Genomic DNA, 16,967 nt, shown 5'->3' with positions numbered 1-16,967 from the left:
GATCATCAACTTCTACGCAGCCGCCGAAGAGGGGTCTCAGCAGAAGCCACGCTCAAGCGGATCTTGCACGATTGAGTCCTGACGACAAACGCACCTCCTCCGCATATGCAGTCTCCGCCCCACCTTCTTAGCAGATTCATGCGACCGCGGTGGTCTGCACGTGCTGAGGAGATAGCGGACATTCGAACCCTCCTGTTGAAGGTAGATTCACCATTGAGCTCTGCGACTCGTTCTGCTCGTCACCGGCGACTTCACGCCCGCGCGATGGGCGTCTCCGACAGCTTCGTGGTGTAGGCCGGGCTCAGCATGTCGGCCCGCTTTGTCCACGCCTTGATCAGGCCCGCCGACGCCGGGACGAGTGCGCCTCGGCCAAAACGGCGATTCACGCGATCGAGCGCGACCATCAGCTGATCGCGGCGCAGGTCCGGCGCGTCGAGCAAGCTTCGAGGCGCCGCGTCCGGACGCACCAGGTCATCGAGCATCACGCCAGCCTTGGCGTAGCGGAAACCCGGAGCCCAAAGCCGGCGCACCACAGCGTTGGCCGCCTTCACCATCTCGAGCGTGTCGGACGTCGCCGCCCACAGCCCGGCGCGGCCGCTGACCGATCGCGGGGTCCCAGGCGCATGCGCGCCGGTGTGGAAGAAAACCGTCATGTCGGCGGAAGCCAGCTGGTGCTGGCGCAGCTTCTCAGCCGCGCGCGCAACATAGGTCGTCACCGCCTGCAGCATCTCGTGCTGGTCGGTGATCGGCCGGCCGAACATCCGCGTCACGGCGATGCCCTTCCGCACCGGCGGCGTCAACTCGAGATCCTGGCAGAGGATCCCGCGCAGTTCGAGCACTAGGCGCTCGCCCGACACCGTCAGCAACGACCGCGCCGCGCGAGGTTCCATGTCGCGCAGCGCGGCCGCCGTGGTGACGCCGATCGCCCTGAGCTTCGCAGCCGAGGCGTGACCGACGCCCCATACGTCACCGATTTCCACCGTCGGCAGCAAGGCCTCGCGCGTGGCGGCGTCGATCAGGTCGCACACGCCGTTCAGCTCCGGCCGTTGCTTGGCCAGGTGGTTCGCCACCTTGGCCAGGGTGCGCGTGGGACCGAGGCCGACGCACGTCGGGATCCCGGTCCAGCGCCGCACCACCTCGCGCATCTCGCGCGCGCGGCCCGCGGCGTCCGGCTCGCCGGTGAAGTCCAGGAAGCTCTCGTCGATCGAGTAGACCTCCACGTCGCGGGCGTAGGCCCGGTAGACCTCGTTCACCCGCCGGCTCATGTCGCCGTAGAGGACGTAGTTGGATGACCGCGCCACGACACCAGCGGCGGTCGCCTCGTCGCGGATCTTGAACCAGGGATCGCCCATGCGGATGCCCAGCGCCTTGGCCTCGGAGGTCCTGGCGATGGCGCAGCCGTCGTTGTTAGACAGCACGATCACCGGCCGACCTTCCAGAGCCGGCTCGAACACCCGCTCACACGAGCAGTAGAAGCTGTTGCCGTCCGATAGGCCGAAAACCCGCCCGCTCATCGCGGCGCTGGACGGTGCGGCGTCATCGACCAGGTGATGACGCCCCAGATCAGCGCCTCCGACGCCTCGTCCAGGACGAGCGGCCGCATGGCCGGATTGTCGAAGTCCAGAGCCAAACGGCCGCTGACCAGGCGTACAACGCGTTTGGCGCTGGGCTGGCCGTCGATCACCGCGACCACGGCGTCGCCGGCGCGTGGGACGAGTGAGCGATCAACCACGACGTAGTCGCCGTCGTTGATCCCGGCGCCCACCATGCTGTGGCCCGCGACGCGCCACATGAAGGTCGCTGTCGGATTAGTCACGACCAAGCGCGCCGGATCCAGCGCCTCCTCGACGTAGTCGTCGGCAGGCGAAGGAAAGCCAGCGCAGAGCCGCGAGCCCATCAGGGTCACCAGCAGCGGCGCGCCCAGTCTGACCTGAACGCCTATCCTCGTCTTCATGGGTCTCGCAGTCAGCCGGCTGCTTGAAGACGGACTTCGCGCAGCGTCCTCTCAAGGATGCGGAGCCGATCGTCCTCCGAGACGCGGTGGCTACTACGTGCGAAGGCCTGCAGATTAATCGCCAGCTGGCGCATGACGGCGTCAGGTTCAGGCGTGTTCAAGCCGTAGTTCGGCTGCGGCTCAGTGGCCCGGTGGCGTTCTTCAAGCGCCTGATCCAGCGCCTCCAGCGACCGCGCCAAATCTCCGTCGTTCATTCCGTCCTCCATCGAACCGTCGGCTCGCCCTCACCTACTATGAACATGAACGAAACAGGAACATCCTACATCGCCATCGGGAGAGAATCCTGTTCGCCGCTTGGGGATAAGGCGGGCTGCCGATGCAAAGCAGATCCACCCTGATGCGCTAGCTAGCGGTGGGCCCTGCCAGCCTGCGCAGAGAACAAGGTCAGCATCTTCAGCAAGTTGCAGGTTCAGCGGAGCAAGTATGGGTGTTGAGCTGAGCGACTTTGCCCGCCTGAGCTGAAAGCGGGCGCAGGATGAGGCCAAAGGAGCTCCACCCCATGATCACCCCTGAACATCTTACCGCCGCCGCAGCCCTCGTCTCGGCGATAGCCACCCTGGTCTGGGCCTTGCGGCGTAAGACGTGAGCCAGCCGCTGCGCACAGGGTAGATCGAGACTTGCTCCCAAGCCCGGAGATGCGCTCTCTGCTCCGTCAGATGACCCGCAGACCTCACAAGGGAAAGAAGACACGAAGCTCCGCACGAGCAAAGGCGTCGTCGGGCATGCTCACGGTGCTGCTGGTGGCAGGCGGCGCGTTCGGTGCGACATGGCTGGTGACCTCGCCGCCTGAACCAGCCGCAGCGAGATCGACCGTCCAAGGCCATGCCGCCCAGCCGAGTGCGGCGGAGCCGGATGCGGTGGAGTCAGCAGTGATCCAGCCGGGGGCGCTGACCGGGCGCGCTTCGGTCATCGACGGCGATACGCTGGAGCTGGCGGGCCGGCGCATCCGGCTGTGGGGCGTGGACGCCCCGGAAAGCCGCCAGACCTGCACCCAGGCGGGGGAACCCTGGCGCTGCGGACAGCAGGCGGCGAACGCCCTGGATGCCTGGCTGGGCGCACGGCCGGTCGCCTGCGTGGAGATCGACAAGGACCAGGATGGCCGTAGCGTCTCCCGCTGCACCGTCGGAGGCGAGGACATCGGGCGTTGGCTGGTGATCAACGGCTGGGCGATCGAGTACGCTGACTACAGCGACGGTCGCTACGCCGCAGCACAGCGGCAGGCCGAGCGCACCCATGCCGGCATTCACAACAGCGTCTTCACCGAGCCAGCACAGTGGCGGCGCGAGCAGAGAAGCCGATCAGCCCCGTCGCCGCGGACCGCACCTCAGGAACCGCCGCAGAGCGGGTGCACGATCAAGGGCAACATCAGCCGCAAGGGCGAGCGCATCTACCATCTGCCCGGGTGGTCTTCCTATGCGGCGACTCGCATCGACACTGCACGCGGTGAACAGTGGTTCTGCAGCGAGACTGAAGCCGCCGCTGCTGGATGGCGAGCGGCTCGGGACTAAGCGTGAATGGCGGATGCCGACGTGGAGCGGCGCACCCTTCCCTCGCCGCTGGCAAACCGGGGTGCTAGGCGGGATCAGCCAGCAGCCGGGAAGGCGGCTGAGCATCGAAGAGGCGATAGCGCATGGATGATCAAAGCCCCGAGTACCGTGCAGGCGAACTCGCCGGCCGCGCCCGCGCCGTGGCCGAGATGACGGACTTGGTGAACCGTCTATCGCTGAACGTGCAGCCGGAGCTCGGGCCCGAGGTGAGCCTGGGCACGCTGGTCGCGAACTGGCTGGAGGTGGTCGCTTGGTTGGACCAGGCGAGCCAGGAAGCCGAGGATGAACTGCATGTCCTCGTCGGCGAGCAAGCCTAGCCGTGCAGCGCGTTCGCGTCATCGATCTCGAGACCGGCGGCAACGGCTCCGCCGAGGTTTGCGAGATCGGCTGGCAGGACGTGGTGCAGGATGCTGACGGATCCTGGAGACTGGACGAGGAACGCGGCGCCCTGTTTGTCAATCCAGGCCGGCCGATCTCGCCGGACACCATGGCGATCCACCACATCCTGGATGAGCAGGTGAAGGACGCGCCGTTCTGGAAGGCGGTCGCGCCAGACGTTCTGCGGCCGGACGGCGGCGTGCTGGCGCTGGCGGCACATCGGGCAACGTTCGAACAACGCTACTGCACGCCTGTGCTCTCGGGCGGCGCCAGCTGGATCTGCACCTGGAAGTGCGCGCTGCGACTGTGGCCGCGCCTTGAGCGCTTCTCCAACCAGATGCTGCGCTATCAGCGCCGTCCTGAGGGGCTGGTGCACGAGCTGGGCCTGCCCGCCCACCGCGCCCTGCCGGACGCCTATGTCACCGCCCACCATCTGCGCGACATGCTGAACGAGACATCCTTGGAACAGCTGCTGGCGTGGAGCCGCGAGCCGGGTCTCCTGCCGCGTGTGCCCTCAGGCCCTGATCGCGGCAAGGCCTGGAAGACGTTGGACAGAGACGCGCTGGAACGACTAGCCCGCGAGCGCGACCTCGATGTGCGGTTCTCGGCTGAGACCGAATTGCATCTGCGCGGCGACAGGCCAGACGCAAAGCCACTGGCCCAAGCTCCGCCAACCCTGTTTCAGCTTTGAACCACCCAGATGGCTGTCAGACGGACGACTGGTCTTTCAAAGCGGTTATGTCGGCGATCTACGCTTCGGTACGTCAGGAAGCATCAAGCTAACTAAGCCCCCGTGTTCCTTATCGCCGCGACCGTAGCGCTTGTTGCGACGGCGGAACAAGCTGAGGGCGACTGGATGAAACCGTTCGGAGCCAGACGGACAGCAACAAGGCAAATTTCTCTGGCTTGCCCCACTCCCGCCCCATCCAAGCTGCGCGTCTGAACCGCAAGCTGCGGACAGTTCCTGTTGTGTCCAACAAACCGCTGGATAACAAAGGAAAAAGTGGTGGATGCGACAGGGATTGAACCTGTGACCCCCTCGGTGTGAACGAGGTGCTCTCCCGCTGAGCTACGCATCCGGCCGCTTGGGAGGCGGCGACATAGCCTGATCGGGCGGGGCGCGCAAGCGCCGCGGCGTCAGGAAAGCGCTTGCTCCGGCGCGGCGCATCGTGTGGAGGAACGACTGTTCTTCCGCTTCCCCGATCCGAGTTCCCGTGACCGCCTCCGACAATCCGCACCTCGATCGTCCCTTGCGCTCATTCGGGCGGATCAAGGCGCGTCCGATCAAGCCGCGCCAGGCCGCGCTGATGGACACCCTGCTGCCGGCGATCGCCGTGCCCGATCCCAGGGCCGGTCCCATCGACCCCCGTGCTCTGATGCCCGAGGCGCAGGAGGTCTGGCTGGAAATCGGTTTTGGCGGGGGCGAGCACATGGCGGCGCAGGCCGCGCGACGTCCCGACGTGCTGGTGATCGGCTGCGAGCCGTTTCTGAACGGCGTGGCCTCGGCTCTGCGTCACGTGGACGAAGGCGGCTTGAACAACGTCCGCATCCACGCCGACGACGCCCGCGACCTGGTGGACGCTCTGCCGGACGCATCGGTCGACCGGGTGCTGATCCTGTTTCCCGACCCCTGGCACAAGGCGCGCCACAACAAGCGTCGTCTGGTGCAGGACGAAACCGCTCAGGCCTTTGCCCGCATCCTGAAACCCGGCGGCCGGCTGCGCTTCGTCACCGACTGGAAGGACTATGCCGACTGGGCGCTGGAGCGCCTGGGCCGCACGGCCGGCCTGCGCTGGCTGGCGGACGAGGCCGACGACTGGCGCATCGCCCCGCCCGACCACGTCGTCACCCGCTATGAGGAAAAGAAGCTCGGCGACACCGCGCCGATCTTTCTGGAGTTTGAAAAGGAGTGACAAACGGCTCCGTCAGGATCCATCCCGCTCCCTTTCTGGCCTGCGCCCTGCTCGCCCCGGGAATGTCGGTCCTGATCTGTGGACTTCTGGCGCACCTCCTGCCGCAGGACGCTCAAGGCTTGAGGTCCATAGAACCCGAACTGCTGCTGAGTCCTCCCGCCTTTCTGCTGGTGTCGGTGCTAGGGGCTCCATCCAGCGTCATCTTCGGTTTGGCGGGGTGCTTTCTTGCGGAGCGATATCTGCAGGGTCGCCCCTTCTGGGTCTGGAGCGGAGCCGGCGTGGCGACGGCGGGCGTCTACGTCGCTCTGGCGACGCTGCTGCACCGCATCCCCGCCTTCGACCTTCTGGCGCCCTGGGCCGGCATGTTGCGCGATCCCGAGCCTTGGCGCGTCGACGCCTGCATTATGGCGAGCCTGTTGCTCTCGGGCGGGCTGGCCGGCGGGGCTTACCGCCTCTGGACTGGCCCTCAGCTCGGCTTCACCCGCTCATAGATCCCGGTCAGCACGCCCTTGGCCAGCACCGTCTTGACGATGGCCGTCTTGACCTCGTCCTTGCCGGGCTTGTCGTCCCAGTCGATCGCGCGGTTCAGGGCGAAGACCTGGAACAGGTAGTGGTGCGGTCCATGTCCCGGCGGCGGGTCGTTCGGCAGCCAGCCGACGCCGCCCATGGAGTGCTTGCCGAGGCGTGCGAGGCTCGAGCCTTCCTTCAGCCCGCCTTCGTCCACGCTGGTCACCGCCGCATCGAACACCGCGATCAGGTGAATAAAGGGCTGGGGCGCCGGTATGTCGGGATCCTCGACCACCACCAGCACCTGCTTGGTCCCTTCCGGCAGGTTGGACCACGACAGCGGCGGCGACGTTCCTTCGCCATCGGCGGTGAAGCGCAGGGGAATGGCGCCGCCGTCCCTAAAGGCCGCGCTTTCGACCTGGATGGTTTCGGGGGCCTGGGCGCCCTCCTCGTTCAGCAGCAGCTTGTCCACGCCCGCGCGCACGCCGCCCAGCGCCTTGCCGAGGCTCGCCGGTATCTTCTGGAACATGAGGTCCTCGCGTCTGATGGTGCAGACCAGCAGAACCCGGCCACGGCCGTTCGGTTCGCCGTGACCGCGCGAACAACAGGGCTGACAACCTCGCGAAAGCCGCCTATAAGCGCCTCACATCGTTAGACCGGCGTCCGACGAGACGCCGTTTCCAAGCGGCGGCCCTGGACGGCTCGCCGCTTTTTGTTTGGACCTGACCTTGCGCGCAAAGACCGCCGAAGACCGCGCCCTGCTGGAGCTGATCGACCCGGTGGCCGAGAGCCTGGGGCTTGAGGTCGTGCGGGTGCGTCTGATGGGCGGCACCCTGCGTCGTCGCCTGCAGATCATGGCCGAGCGCCCCAGCGACCACGACATCGCGGTGGAGGAATGCGCGCGCCTCAGCCGCGCGGTGTCCGAGGTGCTGGACGCGGCCGACCCCATCGCCGGCGAGTACCTGCTGGAGGTGTCCTCGCCGGGCATAGACCGGCCGCTGACCCGCCCGATCGATTTCGAACTGTTCGACGGCTTCGAGGCGCGGCTCGAGACCGACCGCATGATCGAGGGGCGCAAGCGCTTCAAAGGCATGCTGGCGGGCCTGGACGGCGACAACATCGCCATCGACCTTGACGGCGAGGACGAAACCGCCCTGATCCCATTCGACTGGCTGGCGGACGCCAAGCTGGTCATGACCGACGCCCTGCTGAAGCGCGGCGCCGCGATCCGCGCCCAGCGCGGCGAACCTGAAGACGACGGCCTGCCGGAAGGCTCGGCCGACGAAGACACCACCACGATCCCCTCTGAGGACAACGCCTGATGGCCGTCACCGGTATTTCCGCCAACCGTCTCGAACTTCTGCAGATCGCCGACTCGGTCGCGCGCGAAAAGAACATCGAACGCGAGATCGTCATCGAAGCCATCGAGGAAGCGATCCAGAAGGGCGCCAAGTCGCGCTATGGCGCCCACCACGACATCCGCGCCAAGATCGACCACAAGACCGGCGAACTGCTGCTGACCCGCCACGTCACCGTGGTCGAGGACGACTGGCAGCCGGAAGACGAGCTGGAAGAGTTCAACGACAGCGCCATGGTGCGCCTGCGTGACGCCTCCAAGCGCGACGCCGAGGCCGAGGTCGGCAAGGAATACGTCGAGGTCCTGCCGCCGTTCGAGTTCGGCCGCGTCCAGACCCAGATGGCCCGTCAGGTGGTGACCGGAAAGGTCCGCGAGGCCGAGCGCGCCAACCAGTACGAAGAGTTCAAGGACCGCGTGGGCGAGATCGTCAACGGCACGGTCAAGCGCGTCGAATACGGCAACACCATTGTCGACCTGGGCCGGGGCGAGGGCGTGATGCGCCGCGACCAGTCGATCCCGCGCGAGGTGTTCAACATCGGCGACCGCATCCGCACCTACATCTATGACGTGCGCCCCGAGGCGAAGGGCCCGCAGGTGATGCTGAGCCGCGCGCACCCCGGCTTCATGGCCAAGCTGTTCGCCCAGGAAGTGCCGGAAGTGTACGACGGCGTGATCGAAATCCGCGCCGCCGCCCGCGACTCGGGCTCGCGCGCCAAGATGGCGGTGCTGTCCAACGACAGCTCGATCGACCCCGTCGGCGCCTGCGTCGGCATGCGCGGCTCGCGGGTGCAGGCGGTGGTCGCCGAGCTTCAGGGCGAGAAGATCGACATCATCCAGTGGAACCCGGACGAGCCGACCTTCATCGTCAACGCCCTGGCCCCGGCCGAAGTGGCCAAGGTGGTGCTGGACGAAGAAGCCGGCCGCGTCGAAGTGGTGGTGCCGGACGAGCAGCTGTCGCTGGCCATCGGCCGTCGCGGCCAGAACGTGCGCCTGGCCTCGCAGCTGACCGGCTGGCAGATCGACATCATCACCGAAGCGCAGGACAGCGAGCGTCGCCAGCGCGAGTTCAGCGAACGCACCACCCTGTTCCAGGAAGCGCTGGACGTCGACGAGGTCATCGCCCAGCTGCTGGTCACCGAAGGCTTCGCCACGGTGGAAGACCTGGCCTATGTCGAACCCTACGAAGTGTCCGAGATCGAAGGCTTCGACGAGGAGACCGCCGAGGAGCTGCAGGCTCGCGCCCGCGACTTCCTGGATCGCCAGGCCGCCGAGCTTGACGCCAAGCGCACCGAACTGGGCGTCGAGGACGGCGTGCTGCAGGTGCCGGGCGTGACCCTGGCCATGGCCGTGGCCCTCGGCCAAGGCGGCGTAAAGACGGTCGAGGATCTGGCCGATCTGGCCACCGACGAAATCCGCGGCGGCTATGAGGTCAAGGGCGGTGAGCGGGTCAAGGTCCCGGGCGTGCTGGAAAGCTTCAACCTGGCTCAGGAAGACGCCGAGCTGCTGATCCTGCAGGCGCGCGTGGCGGCCGGATGGATCGACGCCTCCGAACTGCCGCAGCCCGAGCCTGAGTACGAGGACGAAGGCGAGTACGCCGAGGGCGAATACGATCCGGACCAGGTGTTCGGCGACGCGCCCGCGGGCGACGAAACGCCGGTCGAAGACGCGGAGGCCGCCGACGCCTCCGAGCCGACGCGCGACGCGTGATGGAGACCCTGACCGTTCATGAGCCTGCGCGACGCAACGATCGATAGGGAACGCCGGGACCTGGCTTCGCACCAGGTGATGGACGAATCTCGCTTGATCCGCTTTGTCGCCGGGCCGGACGGTCAGGTGGTTCCCGACCTGGGGCGCAAGCTGCCGGGCCGCGGCCTGTGGGTCGCGGCCGACCGCGCCTCCATCCAGACCGCGGCGAAGAAGAATCTTTTCTCACGCGCGGCCAAGACCCGACTGGCCGCGCCGGACGACTTGCCGGACCTGGTCGAACGGCTGCTGCATCGCCGCTGTCTCGACCAACTGGGTCTTGCCAGACGCGAAGGCGTGCTTATCTCCGGCTTCGAGAAATCGGCGGCGGCGATCCGGTCCGGACGCGCGGCCTGGGTGATCGAGGCGTCCGACGGCTCGGCCGACGGACGGGGCAAGATCCTGGCCCTGGCGTCCCATGGAACCGCTCGCGTCTGCGGCGCCTTCACCGGCGACGATTTGAGTTTGGCCCTGGGGCTGGAAAATGCGATACATGCGGTCCTGCTTGCGGGCGGACGCGCCGATCGCTGGACCGTGGAGGTCGATCGACTGGCTGGCTTCCGGCCGCTTCGACCAACTTCATGGGATCATCCCGGAGGCGAGGACGAGACGGCTGGAGCGCGCCCGACCCGTTCGACGGGACCAGAGGCGAGCTGAGGATTTCGGCGGGCTTGGGCCTGTCTCCTGCGACGGAGACGGGCTCACGCCCGTTTATTTGCATTGAGCGACGGCGGGCTTTTCCGCCACGAGTAAAGCGACCGGATGAGCGACGAGAACGACAAGACCAACGAAGGCCAGGGCGCCAACACCGGCGGAACGCCGTCCCAATCGGGACCGCGCGCACCGCTGAGCCTGAAGCCGCGGCAGACGGGATCGGTTTCGACCGGCACCGTCAAGCAGAGCTTCAGCCATGGACGCTCCAAGACGGTGGTCGTGGAAACCAAGCGCCGCCCGGGCGCAGCCGGCGGCCCGCAACGGCCGCAGGGCTTCGACGTCGCGCGTCCGCGTCCTGACCAGGGCCAGTCGCGCCCGCAGGGCCAGCGACCGCAGGGATCGCCGGCCGGCGGCGCCCTGTCGCCGGAAGAGCAGGAGGCGCGCCGTCGCGCCATCGCGCTGGCCACCCACGCCCAGGCCGAACGCGAAAAAACCGCCGCCGCCGACAAGGCGCGCCGTGACGCCGCCGCTCGCGAACAGGCCGAGGCCGCCGAACGCGCCGCCGCCGCCGCCCGCGCCGAAGCCGCCGCCGCCAAGGCTGCGGCCGATGCGGCTCGCGCCGAGGCCGCCAAGCTGGCCGCCGCCGCGCCGGCGCCTGCGCCGACCCGGCCCGCGCCGAGACCGGCCGCTCCGGCGACGCCGACCCCGGCGACGCCAACTCCGGCTCCAACGCCCGCTCCGACCCAGGCGGCCGCTCCCACCCCGACCCCGCCGGCTCGCCCGGCCGCGCCGCCGCGTCCGCAGGTCAACTTCGGCCAGCGCACGCCCAAGCCGAACAATCCGCAGCGCGCGCCGGTCGAACGGCCCGCGTTCGGCGGCCGCTCGGCCCGTGAACAGGCCATGGGCGGCGGCGAGCGCGCCTATTCGGATCGTCCGCAGGGCGCCGCCCCCGGCCGCCCGCAGGGCGCAGGCGCCGCCCGGCCCCAGGGCGGTCCCGGCGGTCGTCCGCAGGGCGCCAAGCCCGCGGAGCCCGTTCGCTATTCCGCGCTGAACCCGCGCCCGGCGCCCGGCGCCGCCCGTCCGGGCGGCCCGCGCACGGGTCCTGGCGGCCGTCCCAGCCCGAACCAGCCGCCGGCCGAACCCAACGTCGCCCGTCCGGTGCGCTCGGGCGTCGGCTTCGGCCGTCCGGTCGGTCGCGAGGACGATCGCGACAAGCGTTTCTCCGACGCCGGTCCGGGCAAGGCGGTCAGCCGCACCCGCGGCGAGCCCAAGCGCCGCGAAGGCCGCATGACCATCCAGTCGGTGGTCGGCGACGGCGACGCCGCCGAGCGCATGCGCTCGCTGGCTTCGGTCCGCCGCGCCCGTGAACGTGAAAAGGAAAAGCGCAAGGGCGGCTCGACCGACGCGCCGAACCGTCCGCGCGAAGTGGTCATTCCCGACGTCATCACCGTTCAGGAGCTGTCCAACCGGATGGCCGTGCGCGGCGTCGACATCATCAAGTTCCTGATGCGTCAGGGCTTGATGATGAAGATCAACGACGTGATCGATTCCGACACCGCCGAACTGGTGGCCGACGAATACGGCATGACCGTCAAGCGCGTGTCCGAGTCGGACGTCGAAACCGGCTTCATCGCCGAGGCGGACGACGCCGAGGCGTCCGAAGTTCGTGCGCCGGTCGTGGCCATCATGGGCCACGTCGACCACGGCAAGACCTCGCTGCTCGACGCGCTGCGCACCACCGACGTGGCGGGCGGCGAAGCCGGCGGCATCACCCAGCACATCGGTGCCTATCAGGTGCGCCTGGAAGACGGCCAGCGCGTCACCTTCCTGGACACCCCCGGTCACGCCGCCTTCTCGGCGATGCGGGCGCGCGGCGCCAATGTCACCGACATCGTGGTGCTGGTGGTGGCGGCCGACGACGGCGTCATGCCCCAGACGATCGAGGCCATCCAGCACGCCCGTGCGGCCGAGGCTCCGATCATCGTGGCGGTCAACAAGATCGACAAGCCCGGCGCGACCTCGCAAAAGGTCGTCAACGAGCTGCTGCAGTACGAGGTCATCGCCGAAAGCCTGGGCGGCGACACCCAGATCATCGAGGTGTCGGCCAAGGAACGCATCAACCTGGAAGGCCTGATCGAGGCCATCCTGGTGCAGGCCGAGGTCATGGACCTGCGCGCCAACGCCGATCGTTCGGCCGAGGGCGTGGTGATCGAGGCCAAGCTGGACAAGGGTCGCGGCCCGGTCGGCACGGTGCTGGTCAAGCGCGGCACGCTGCGTCGCGGCGACATCGTCGTCGCCGGCGGATCGTGGGGCAAGGTTCGCGCCCTGCTGAGCGAGCGAAACGAGCAGCTGCCCGAGGCGGGCCCGTCGGTTCCGGTCGAAATCCTCGGCCTGGACGAGGCGCCCTCGCCCGGCGACGTCTTCGCCGTGGTGGAATCCGAGGCCCGCGCCCGCGAGCTGACCGAATACCGCCAGCGGGTGAAGCGCGAAAAGGCTCAGGTCTCCGGCGGCTCGGTGTCGCTGGTCGACATGATGTCCAAGCTGCAGTCCAAGAAGGTCTCGGAGCTGCCGGTCGTCATCAAGGCGGACGTGCAGGGATCGGCCGAAGCCATCGTGGGCTCGCTGGACAAGATGAGCACGGACGAGGTGCGCGCCCGCACGGTCTATTCCGGCGCCGGCGGCATCACCGAGAGCGACGTCAACCTGGCCAAGTCGGCCGGAGCGCCGATCCTGGGCTTCAACGTCCGCGCCTCCAAACAGGCCCGCGACCTGGCCGAGCGCGAGGGCGTGGAAATCCGCTACTATTCGATCATCTACGACCTTCTGGACGACATGAAGGGCGTGCTGTCGGGCATGCTGGCGCCGCTGCAGCGGGAAACCTTCCTGGGCAACGCCGCCGTTCTGCAGGTGTTCGACATCTCCAAGATCGGCAAGATCGCCGGTTGCCGGGTGTCGGAGGGCGTGGTCCGCAAGGGCGCGCGCGTCCGCATCATCCGCGATGACGTGGTGGTGCTGGAACTGGGCACGCTCAACACGCTCAAGCGCTTCAAGGACGAGGTCAACGAAGTGCCCTCGGGCCAGGAATGCGGCATGCAGTTCCAGGGCTTCCAGGACATCAAGGAAGGCGACTACATCGAGTGCTTCACGGTCGAAGAGATCAAGCGCACTCTGGACTAGGCGCAGAAAAGGCCCGGAACGCAGGTTCCGGGCCTTTTTTCTTGTCGGTCGTCAGTGGGGAAAGCGGCCTTCGATGATGCTGGCGAACAGGCCGGGATCGACATTGCCGCCGGACAGGACAATGGCGGTCGTCAGGCCGCGCGTCTCCGCCTTCCCCGCCAACAGCGCCGCCAGCGACACCGCCCCGCCCGGCTCCACCACCAGCTTCAGCTGACTGAAGGCGAACCGCATCGCCTCGGCGACTTCCGCGTCCGACACAGTCATCGCGCCCGCCAGCCGTCGGTTGATGGGAAAGGTCAGCTCGCCGGGCATAGGCGACATAAGCGCGTCGCAGATCGATGGCGCACCCACGGGATGGCCGATGCGTTCGCCGGCCTGCAGCGACCTTGCGGTGTCGTCGAACGCCTCCGGCTCGACCACCATCACGCGCGTGTCCGGGCTTCGCTCGGCCATGACCAGATTGATGCCGGCGATCAGCCCGCCGCCCGAGGCGCCGCACAGCAGCTGGTCCACGGGCGCGTCCGCCTGTTCCAGCAGCTCAAGCCCCACCGTGCCCTGCCCCTCGATGACGAACGGATCGTCGAACGGCGGCACCAGCACGCAGCCGCGCTCCAAAGCCAAGGCCGCCCCGATCTCCTCGCGGCTCTCGGTCCAGCGGTCGTACATCCTCACCTCGCCGCCGAAGCCGAGCACCCCCTCCACCTTCACGCGCGGCGAGTCCGACGGCATGACGATCACGGAGGGTGTCCCGATCAGCGCCGCAGCCGCCGCCACGCCTTGCGCATGATTGCCGGACGAGAAGGCGACCACGCCTCTCTGGCGCTCGTCCTCGCTCAGCCGGCTGATGCGGTTATAGGCGCCGCGAAATTTGAAAGCGCCGACTCGTTGAAAGGTTTCCGCCTTCATCAGCACGCGTCCGCCAAGACGCTCGTTCAGGGCCGGGCTCTCGATCAGGGGAGTACGCACGGCGACGCCGGCGATCTGAAGGGCGGCGTCGAGGACGCCATCGAAGCTGGGAGGGGTGGTGCGCATCCCTCCCCTTACCGCACCGCCGATCCCGCGCGTAAGGTGAGCGGCAGGGAGAAAACACGACCATGAGCCTGATCCTCGCCATCGACCAGGGCACCACCTCGACCCGCGCCATCGCCTTTGAGGTGCGGAACGGTGACCTACAGCCGGTCGCCGTCAGCCAGATCGAGCTGACGCAGCACTTCCCCCGCTCCGGCTGGGTCGAGCACGACGCCGGCGAGATCTGGAGGGCCACGCTGCAGACCTGCCGGGAGGCGGCGACCAAGGCGGGCGGCGCCGCGCGCTTCTCGTCCATCGGCATCACCAATCAGCGCGAGACGGCGGTGATCTGGGACGCCGCGACCGGCGAGCCCCTGCACCGCGCCATCGTCTGGCAGGACCGCCGCACCGCCGACGTCACCGCCCGCCTGACGGCAGAGGGTCACGAGCCGGGGGTTCAGGCCGCGACCGGACTGATTCTCGATCCCTATTTCTCGGCCGCCAAGTTCGCCTGGCTGCTGGACGCGATCCCGGACGGACGCGCTCGCGCCCGGCAGGGCGAGATCCGGCTCGGCACGATCGACAGCTGGCTGATCTGGAAGCTGACCGGCGGGCGCGTCCACGCCACCGACGCCTCGAACGCCGCCCGCACCTCGCTGATGGACCTTGAGACGCTGCAATGGCGGCCGGACCTGTGCGCGCTGTTCGACGTGCCGATCGAGGCGCTGCCGGACATCCACGCTTGCGCCGGTCTGATCGGCGAGACCGAGCCGTCGCTGTTTGGCCGCGCCCTGCCGATCTGCGGCTCGGCCGGCGACCAGCAGGCCGCGCTGGTCGGCCACGGCGCGCTGAAGGCCGGCGACGCCAAGATCACCTACGGCACCGGCGCCTTCCTGGTCGCGAATGTGGGCCAGACGCCCGTCGCCTCCACCCGCCGACTGCTGGGCACGCTCGGCTATCAGGCGAACGGCGTCACCGCCTATGCTCTGGAGGGCTCCATCTTCTCGGCCGGTTCGGCCATCCAGTGGCTGCGCGACGGCGTGGGCCTGCTGGGCGAGTCCCGCCAGTCCGAGGCCATGGCGCAGAGCCTGCCCGACAACGGCGGCGTCTATCTGGTTCCCGGCTTTACCGGTCTGGGCGCGCCCTGGTGGAGGCCGGATGCGCGGGGCACGATCGTGGGGCTGACGCGCGACGCCGGCCCCGCCCACTTCGTCCGCGCCGCGCTTGAGGCGCTGGCCTATCAGACGCGCGACCTTCTGGACGCCCTCTCCGCCGACGGAGCCCCGCCGCTGACCACGCTGAAGGTAGACGGCGGGGTCACCGCGAACAGCTTCGCCATGCAATTCATCGCCGACATCTGCGAAGTGGAGGTGGTGCGGCCGGCCTTTCAGGAGATGACGGCGCTGGGCGCGGCCCGGCTGGCTGCGCTCGGCTGCGGCCTGATCGACGACCTGGAGGCGCGGCCCAGCGAGGCGCCGGCGGTGTGGCGTACCCGCATGGGGCATGAGGACCGCCAGCGTCTGCTGCAGGGCTGGCGTCGTGCGGTGCGGGCCGCCATGGTCGCGGCTGGAGACGATGGGGAGAGCGCCCGGTGACCGAGCCTCACGACGATGCACAGGCCGCCTTCTCCGGCGTCCGCCCGGTCGATCCGCGCCATGCGCTGGACGAGGCGGCGCTGGACCGCTGGCTGTCGGCCCATGTCGAGGGCTACGCCGGCCCGCTGACGATCCAGCAGTTCAAGGGCGGCCAGTCGAACCCGACCTATCGGCTGACCACGCCCAGCCGGACCTATGTTCTGCGGCGCAAACCGAGCGGCGCCTTGCTGGCCTCGGCCCATGCGGTGGATCGCGAGTTCCGCGTCATCTCGGCCCTGTCCGCGCACGGCTTCCCCGTCGCCCGCCCCTACGCCCTGTGCGAGGACGAGGGCGTGATCGGCTCGGTCTTCTATGTCATGGCGGAGGTTCAGGGCCGGATCTTCTGGGACCTGAAGCTGCCCGGCCTGCAGCCGCCCGAGCGTCGCGCCATCTACCAGGCCCAGGTCGAGACGCTGGCGCGCCTGCACGCCTTTGATCCGGCCACCCTCGATCTTTCCGACTTCGGCCGCGCCGGCAACTATTTCGAACGCCAGGTCTCGCGCTGGACCAAACAGTACCGCGCCTCCGAAACCGAGCCCGTGTCGGCCATGGACCGGCTGATCGCCTTTCTGCCCGACAGCCTGCCGCCGGACGGCGAGACCCGCATCGTCCATGGCGACTTCCGCCTCGACAACCTGATCCTGGCGCCCGACGCGGCCGAGGTGCGGGCGGTGCTGGACTGGGAGCTGTCGACCCTGGGCGACCCGATGGCCGACGTCTCCTATCTGCTGATCGCCTGGGCCATCCCGGCGTCCCTGCGCAATGGTCTCGCCGGAGCCGACCTGGAGGCGCTGGGCATTCCGTCCGTCGAGGAGATGGTCGATCTGTATGCGGCGCAGACGGGCGCCCGACCGGCGAACCTGCCGTGGCTGTTCGCCTACAACCTGTTCCGGCTGGCGGCCATCTGCCAAGGCATCGCCGGGCGGGTGCGCGACGGCACCGCCGCCTCCGACCACGCCCGCGCCATGGCGGCCCAGGTCCAGCCGCTGGCCGACGCCGCCTGGGGCTGGGCCAGAAAGGCCGGCGCCTGAGCGG

The 16,967-nt window shown here is 68.5% G+C and carries 16 protein-coding genes and 1 tRNA gene; 11 read left to right on the top strand and 6 right to left on the bottom strand.

Annotated elements, in window-relative coordinates:
- Nucleotides 1-251 precede the first annotated feature (251 nt).
- The 3 genes from KY493_RS14280 to KY493_RS14270 are packed head-to-tail and all read right to left on the bottom strand — an operon-like array spanning nucleotide 252 to nucleotide 2,208.
- Nucleotides 252-1,514, bottom strand: coding sequence for a Y-family DNA polymerase (locus KY493_RS14280; RefSeq protein WP_219896968.1), 1,263 nt, complete (start codon nucleotides 1,512-1,514; stop codon nucleotides 252-254).
- A complete protein-coding gene (locus KY493_RS14275; RefSeq protein ID WP_219896967.1) occupies nucleotides 1,511-1,954 on the bottom strand; it encodes a LexA family transcriptional regulator in 444 nt (147 codons plus the stop codon). Before KY493_RS14275 ends, KY493_RS14280 begins: the two co-directional genes overlap by 4 nt.
- Nucleotides 1,955-1,965: 11 nt before the next feature.
- Nucleotides 1,966-2,208 (bottom strand): hypothetical protein, encoded by a 243-nt coding sequence (locus KY493_RS14270; RefSeq protein WP_219896966.1) that lies wholly within the window; start codon nucleotides 2,206-2,208, stop codon nucleotides 1,966-1,968.
- Nucleotides 2,209-2,736: 528 nt separating this feature from the next.
- Between KY493_RS14270 and KY493_RS14265 the strand changes: the two genes are divergently transcribed.
- From KY493_RS14265 to KY493_RS14255, 3 genes are all read left to right on the top strand, one after another.
- Nucleotides 2,737-3,522, top strand: a complete 786-nt coding sequence (locus KY493_RS14265) for a thermonuclease family protein (RefSeq protein WP_219896965.1) — start codon at nucleotides 2,737-2,739, stop codon at nucleotides 3,520-3,522.
- Nucleotides 3,523-3,644: 122 nt separating this feature from the next.
- Nucleotides 3,645-3,878 (top strand): hypothetical protein, encoded by a 234-nt coding sequence (locus KY493_RS14260; protein ID WP_219896964.1) that lies wholly within the window; start codon nucleotides 3,645-3,647, stop codon nucleotides 3,876-3,878.
- Nucleotides 3,879-3,880: 2 nt separating this feature from the next.
- Nucleotides 3,881-4,630: an exonuclease domain-containing protein gene (locus KY493_RS14255; protein ID WP_219896963.1), complete on the top strand. Its 750-nt coding sequence runs from the start codon at nucleotides 3,881-3,883 to the stop codon at nucleotides 4,628-4,630.
- Nucleotides 4,631-4,943: 313 nt separating this feature from the next.
- On the opposite strand, the gene KY493_RS14250 is transcribed toward KY493_RS14255, so the two are convergent.
- Nucleotides 4,944-5,018 (bottom strand) — tRNA-Val (locus KY493_RS14250).
- Nucleotides 5,019-5,153: 135 nt separating this feature from the next.
- Between KY493_RS14250 and trmB the strand changes: the two genes are divergently transcribed.
- Both trmB and KY493_RS14240 read left to right on the top strand, forming a co-directional pair.
- On the top strand, nucleotides 5,154-5,852 hold the full coding sequence (gene trmB / locus KY493_RS14245) for a tRNA (guanosine(46)-N7)-methyltransferase TrmB (RefSeq protein WP_255567920.1): 699 nt from the start codon (nucleotides 5,154-5,156) through the stop codon (nucleotides 5,850-5,852).
- Nucleotides 5,849-6,343, top strand: a complete 495-nt coding sequence (locus tag KY493_RS14240; protein ID WP_219896962.1) for a hypothetical protein — start codon at nucleotides 5,849-5,851, stop codon at nucleotides 6,341-6,343. Before trmB ends, KY493_RS14240 begins: the two co-directional genes overlap by 4 nt.
- Here KY493_RS14240 and KY493_RS14235 read toward each other — a convergent pair.
- Nucleotides 6,319-6,888, bottom strand: a complete 570-nt coding sequence (locus tag KY493_RS14235) for a YbhB/YbcL family Raf kinase inhibitor-like protein (RefSeq protein ID WP_219896961.1) — start codon at nucleotides 6,886-6,888, stop codon at nucleotides 6,319-6,321. The genes KY493_RS14240 and KY493_RS14235 overlap by 25 nt on opposite strands.
- 199 nt (nucleotides 6,889-7,087) lie before the next feature.
- Here KY493_RS14235 and rimP point away from each other — a divergent pair, with 199 nt between their 5' ends.
- The 4 genes from rimP (at nucleotide 7,088) to infB (ending at nucleotide 13,290) form a co-directional block, all read left to right on the top strand.
- Entirely contained in the window at nucleotides 7,088-7,681 is a 594-nt protein-coding gene (gene rimP, locus KY493_RS14230; RefSeq protein ID WP_219896960.1) for a ribosome maturation factor RimP, read from the top strand.
- Complete coding sequence (gene nusA, locus KY493_RS14225; RefSeq protein WP_219896959.1) at nucleotides 7,681-9,423, top strand: transcription termination factor NusA; 1,743 nt, start codon at nucleotides 7,681-7,683, stop codon at nucleotides 9,421-9,423. Before rimP ends, nusA begins: the two co-directional genes overlap by 1 nt.
- 18 nt (nucleotides 9,424-9,441) lie before the next feature.
- Nucleotides 9,442-10,116 carry an RNA-binding protein gene (locus KY493_RS14220; protein WP_219896958.1) on the top strand — a complete coding sequence of 225 codons (675 nt, stop codon included), beginning with the start codon at nucleotides 9,442-9,444 and terminating at the stop codon, nucleotides 10,114-10,116.
- 105 nt (nucleotides 10,117-10,221) lie between these two features.
- The gene (gene infB / locus KY493_RS14215) at nucleotides 10,222-13,290 is read left to right on the top strand and encodes a translation initiation factor IF-2 (RefSeq protein ID WP_219896957.1); all 3,069 of its coding nucleotides are present in this window, start codon (nucleotides 10,222-10,224) and stop codon (nucleotides 13,288-13,290) included.
- A 51-nt stretch (nucleotides 13,291-13,341) separates the two neighbouring features.
- Here infB and KY493_RS14210 read toward each other — a convergent pair whose 3' ends face one another.
- Entirely contained in the window at nucleotides 13,342-14,322 is a 981-nt protein-coding gene (locus tag KY493_RS14210) for a threonine/serine dehydratase (RefSeq protein WP_219896956.1), read from the bottom strand.
- 62 nt (nucleotides 14,323-14,384) lie between these two features.
- On the opposite strand from KY493_RS14210, the gene glpK reads away from it, so the two are divergent.
- Nucleotides 14,385-15,893, top strand: coding sequence for a glycerol kinase GlpK (gene glpK / locus KY493_RS14205; RefSeq protein WP_219896955.1), 1,509 nt, complete (start codon nucleotides 14,385-14,387; stop codon nucleotides 15,891-15,893).
- Nucleotides 15,890-16,963, top strand: a complete 1,074-nt coding sequence (locus tag KY493_RS14200) for a phosphotransferase family protein (protein WP_219896954.1) — start codon at nucleotides 15,890-15,892, stop codon at nucleotides 16,961-16,963. Before glpK ends, KY493_RS14200 begins: the two co-directional genes overlap by 4 nt.
- The last annotated feature ends 4 nt before the right edge of the window (nucleotides 16,964-16,967 follow it).

This window comes from Brevundimonas sp. PAMC22021 (genome assembly GCF_019443405.1).
In the GTDB taxonomy this organism is placed as follows: domain Bacteria; phylum Pseudomonadota; class Alphaproteobacteria; order Caulobacterales; family Caulobacteraceae; genus Brevundimonas.
This window is presented reverse-complemented; position numbering and strand designations above follow the sequence as displayed.